This window comes from Sphingobium sp., from assembly GCF_041987595.1.
Classification (GTDB): domain Bacteria; phylum Pseudomonadota; class Alphaproteobacteria; order Sphingomonadales; family Sphingomonadaceae; genus Sphingobium.
In genome coordinates, this window is sequence record NZ_JBHIWJ010000172.1 from 1 (window position 1) to 4698 (window position 4698).

At 63.6% G+C, this 4698-nt stretch carries 7 protein-coding genes; 3 read left to right on the forward strand and 4 right to left on the reverse strand.

Going from position 1 to position 4698, the window contains the following annotated elements; genetic code table 11:
- Window positions 1-18: 18 nt before the first annotated feature.
- From ACFC3J_RS22140 to ACFC3J_RS22155, 4 genes are all read right to left on the reverse strand, one after another.
- A complete protein-coding gene (locus ACFC3J_RS22140; protein WP_375198104.1) occupies window positions 19-633 on the reverse strand; it encodes a hypothetical protein in 615 nt (204 codons plus the stop codon).
- 92 nt (window positions 634-725) lie between these two features.
- Window positions 726-1373 (reverse strand): glutathione S-transferase family protein, encoded by a 648-nt coding sequence (locus ACFC3J_RS22145; protein WP_375198105.1) that lies wholly within the window; start codon window positions 1371-1373, stop codon window positions 726-728.
- Window positions 1374-1435: 62 nt separating this feature from the next.
- On the reverse strand, window positions 1436-2197 hold the full coding sequence (locus ACFC3J_RS22150; RefSeq protein ID WP_375198106.1) for a hypothetical protein: 762 nt from the start codon (window positions 2195-2197) through the stop codon (window positions 1436-1438).
- A gap of 132 nt (window positions 2198-2329) precedes the next feature.
- Window positions 2330-2572, reverse strand: a complete 243-nt coding sequence (locus ACFC3J_RS22155) for a hypothetical protein (RefSeq protein ID WP_192666461.1) — start codon at window positions 2570-2572, stop codon at window positions 2330-2332.
- Between the two features lie 95 nt (window positions 2573-2667).
- Here ACFC3J_RS22155 and ACFC3J_RS22160 point away from each other — a divergent pair, with 95 nt between their 5' ends.
- The 3 genes from ACFC3J_RS22160 to ACFC3J_RS22170 form a co-directional block, all read left to right on the forward strand.
- Window positions 2668-3174, forward strand: a complete 507-nt coding sequence (locus ACFC3J_RS22160; RefSeq protein WP_375198107.1) for a GNAT family N-acetyltransferase — start codon at window positions 2668-2670, stop codon at window positions 3172-3174.
- Between the two features lie 27 nt (window positions 3175-3201).
- Window positions 3202-3837, forward strand: coding sequence for a YqaA family protein (locus ACFC3J_RS22165; RefSeq protein ID WP_375198108.1), 636 nt, complete (start codon window positions 3202-3204; stop codon window positions 3835-3837).
- 10 nt (window positions 3838-3847) lie between these two features.
- Window positions 3848-4698, forward strand: an 851-nt coding sequence (locus ACFC3J_RS22170) for an apolipoprotein N-acyltransferase (protein WP_375198109.1), incomplete at its 3' end; no start/stop codon positions are given.

Genomic DNA, 4698 nt, shown 5'->3' on the forward strand with positions numbered 1-4698 from the left:
GGGACTCCTTGTTGCCCATTATGCCCGGCCACACACGGAAATCCTGACAGTCCCCTCCACAGCCTCCTCGCCATCGGGCCGCTCCATCTCATCCAGCCGTTGCGCCTCCGCCACCTCCTCCGCATGCCGCTTGAACAGGATCGCCTGGATCATGTGCGGATGGCCCCGTTTGATCTTCCGGCTTTTGACCGTCCCCTCGCCATCCAGCATGATCTCCTCATCTTCCGTGCCGAACAGCGCCTGCCGCAGCATCAGCGTCTTCAGTTCCTCATGCCCGATGCTCAGCGCCTGCTTCCAGGCTCGCGCAAAGCCCGGATCGCGCCGTTTCAGATAATAAACGGTCGATAGGTTCCGCCCCACGACCCGCGCCGCTTCGCTGACATTGCAGGTCAGCGCCAGCGTTTCGAGAAACCGCTGCCGCAGTTCCGGGGTAAAGCCGTCCTTGCGCATCGCCCGCATCTGCGGAGCCGTTCCCGCGAAACCCTGCTGACCATTTTCCAGCGCCAGCACCCGGTCCGGGGCCTTCGCCCGGCCGCCGAAGCGGCTGCTCTTCCTGCTCTCATCCTTCACCGCATCCGCCATGCCCGTCCCCCAACGCAAAAGGGCCAGTCCCTTGCAGGACCGGCCCCTCATGCCGCCGTCTTGGCGACTCACATTTTTCCAGTGTCGACATCTCTGCCGGAACAGCGTGACGATGTCAAGGGAAATGTTCCATATGGGTAAAATCACGCAGCCGCCATGCGCTCGATCGCCTTGGCTTCCGCCGCCAGGGCCGCCGCAAAGCTGGGCCGCTCGCGCATCTGCTGCAACCAGTCGCGCACCCGCGGCCAGCGCCCTTCCTTCAGCACCGCGCTGCAATAGCAGATGTTCATCAACGGACAGGCCACCGCAATATCCGCCAGCGTAAAGCGATCCTCGACCAGAAAGCCGCTTTCGGGCAGCACCCTGTCCAGATAATCATAGAGACCGGGCAGCTTGTCCGCCTCTGCCGCATTGGCCGCGGCAAGGTCCTGCGGCATTCCCAGCAGGGGCGCCACCATGCGATTGAAGAAGATCGGCATGCCCGTCGCCTGCACGATGGTATCGCCAAATTCCTCATACCAGATCGTTCGCGCCCGCGCCCTCGCTTCCGTCGGGATCAGATTCGGTTCGGGATGCAGCGTATCCAGATAGGTTATGATCGCGGTCGAATCGCTGATCAGGAAATCCCCGTCCTGAAAGCCCGGAATCTTGCCGAACGGCGATGCCTGCGCGAATGCCTCCCCACCCTGGCCGAAGCCGCCCGGCTGCACTTCCAGATCGATGCCCTTTTCCGCCGCAAATACGATGACCTTGCGCACGAAAGGCGAAGGCCGCGCTCCATAAAGGATCATTAAGTCCACTCCTGACAAACAGGCGGGGATCATGTCATCCCAGTATCAGAATGCAACCCACCTTATCGCCCGGACTGGTCCGAACCCACTACTGTCCGCGTATAATCGATCCTGATCCGCACCCAGCTGCCGATCATGACCTTGCCGTTGACGCGGGGCGGCAGCACCAGAAACTGCCACGCCGCCAGCCGCACGGCCTTGGCAAAGCCCGACCCCTGCGGCGATTCCCCCAGCGCCTGACAATTTTCGACATGATAATGATCGACCGTCTTGCACGCGACCAGACCCCAGCCATTGGGCGGCGCGCTGGACGGCAGATAACCTGCCAGTTCCGCATGGGTCGGCCGCCGATACCATTCCGCCTCGAACAGTTGCACCCCGCCCGGCCCTTCGCCCGGCCCGGCCACCGCCGCGCTGTTTCCCTGCCCGGCAGACCCTTCCTCCGCGCCCTTTTTCGGCAATTTGCCGATATCGGCGGAGGCCATCTGCTGACTGTTCAGCTGAATGAAGGGCAGGGGCGAAGGCAGCTGTTCGGTGGGCTTCACCACCGGCGGGGACGGCTTCGCGATGGGCTGGACCTGCTGCTGCGCGGATTTTTCCTGCTTTTTCTTCTCGCTCTTCTCGGCCTTGCTCTGCGCCTTTTCCGCCTTGGGCGCAGGGGCCATTTCGAAGGTCACGGGATTGCGGAAATCCGGCAGCTGAACGACCGGCTTGGGCGCCAGCGTCAACAGGGCCAGCAGCAGCAGCCCGTTGAACAGCAGGGCGAACAGCAACCCGCCGCCGCGTTCGCGCCATTTGGAAGAGGATGCAGGACTCAATTTCACTCAGGGGCGCCGGACAATATTCGCATGGGTCATGCCCAGACGCCGCCACCCCGTCAACGCCGTAGCTGCATTCCGTTCATGCGAGCCTGCGAAGCGAAGTTTCCGGTTCCGCCCGAACGGATGCCGACCGGCCTAGCAAATGTCTTCCTCGCGCACGACCGGACGGCTCTCCCGCGTCGCGCGCATCCGGCTGGCCTTGTCCTCCGGGTCGGAAGTCAGCACGACATGATCCTCATGCACCTCCAGCAGCACGCCGGCAAAGGGCATGCCCTCCAGACTGCCGGTCACGCGATAACTGACCGAATCCCCGACCCTGAAGGTCGCCGGATCGGTATTGAACTCGAACGGGCAGGCGCCCTCTCCCATGCCAAGCATATGCATCTCTCCAATCACTGCGGATTCTAACGCAGCAAATGGCCGACGATCAACCGGACTGTCGCTTTCATCACAGGCGCGCTAAAGCGCTTGCCATGCAGATCCGCTTCGCTGCCGCGCAGGACCTTACCCGCATCCATCCCGTGATCGAGCGGGCCTATCGCGGCGAAACCGCGCAGCAAAGCTGGGCCATCGCCGCACCGCCCCCGTCCAGCCCGCGCACCAGCCTCGCGGCGCTCGAAGCGATCCTTGCCGAACCGGGCCAACGCCTGCTGGTGGCCGTCACGGACGCGGGCGATCCGATCGGCTGCGTCCAGATCACCGATCGCGGCGACGGCCGATCCTATCTCGGCCTGCTCTGCATCGATCCCGACCTCCAGTCCGCAGGCCTTGGCAGTCAGCTGATCGCAGCGGCGGAACATCATGCCGCAACCCTGTTCGGCGCGCGGATCATGGAAATGACCGTCATCGACAGACATGTCGAACTTATTCAATATTATCAAAGACGTGGCTACCATCCCACGGGCGAGCGACAGCCCTATCCGGTGCCGCTCGACCCGCCCTATGACATGCTGGTTCTGGCAAAAGCGCTGGCGGCCTGAAAACACATCGGCTACGGCCTCAACCCAATGCTTACCAAGCTCTATCAATGGACGCTGGCGAAAGCCGCCCACGCCCACGCCGAACGCTGGCTCTTTGCAATCAGCTTTATGGAATCCAGCTTCTTCCCGATCCCGCCGCATCCGCTGCTCGGCCTGATGTGCCTCGCCCGCCCGGAACGCGCGATCCGCTTCGGCCTGATCTGCACGATCGCATCCGTCATCGGCGGCCTGTTCGGCTACGCCATCGGCCATTTCGTCTATGAAGCCGTCGGTCAGCAGATCCTGCACGCCCTGGGTCTCGCCGCCAAATTCCCCGTCGCCGCCTGTTATCTGCGCGATTACGGGGCGGAGATCATCCTGATCAAGGGCGCCACGCCCATTCCCTTCAAGCTGATCACGATCACGGCGGGCTTCATCGGCCTTTCGCTTTTCACCTTCATCTGGGCCAGCGTCCTGTCCCGCGCCTTCCAGTTCATGCTGGTCGGCTTCCTGTTCTGGAAGTTCGGACGCCCCATCAAGGCGTTCATCGAAAAATATCTGGGCCTGCTGTCGGCGGCTTTCCTCGTTCTGGTGGTCGGCGGCTTCATCGCAGCATCGGTCCTGTCGGGGGGCGGCGAAAAGAGCGACAAGTGCAGCCAGGCCACCATGGCCACCCTGCGCTGAGCCGGAGCCGATGAAGGACATTCCGGCCCGCTTCCCGAAGCTCACCGCCCTGCTCGCCGGATTCGCGGCGGCAACCGGCTTCGAACCGCTGAAATTCTGGCCCGTCACCCTGGCCTGCTTCGCGCTGCTTCTGCTGCTGATCGAACAGGCGCCCGACCGCCGCAGCGCCTTCCTGCGCGGCTGGCTGTTCGGCGTGGGTCATTTCACCCTCGGCCTCAACTGGATCGCCTACGCCTTCACCTTTCAGGATGCGATGCCGCACTGGTTCGGCTATGGCGCCGTGGTCCTGCTCTCGCTCTATCTGGCGGTCTATCCCGGCCTTTGCGCGCTGGCGGCGTGGTGGTCCGGCCGAAAATTCGGCCTCAACAGCACGGCGCCCTTCATCCTTCTCTTCGCCGCCTGCTGGCTTGCCACCGAATATCTCCGCGCCACGATGTTCACCGGCTTCGCGTGGAACCCGCTGGGCGTCACCCTGCTCCCCACCGGCATCGCGATCTCCGCCACGCTGATCGGCACCTACGGCCTGGGCGCGCTCGTCATTATGGCGTCAGGCGCAATCTGCCTCGCCGCCCGCCGCCAGTTCGTTCCGGCAGCCGCGATCGTCCTTCCGTTAAGTGCCCTCGCGCTCTGGGGTATCTTCTCCCCCGCCCCGGCCACGCCACCGGGCGCACCGCGCATCCGCGTCGTCCAGCCCAATATCGGTCAGGACGAGAAATATTCTCCGGAACTCGAACAGGCCCATTTCCGCACTCTCGCCAGCCTGTCGGGCTTGCCCCGCCCCGCCCCGCGCCTCATCTTCTGGCCTGAAGCCGCCATCCCCGCTTACCTCGACATGGAACCCGACTGGCGCGAACGCAAATA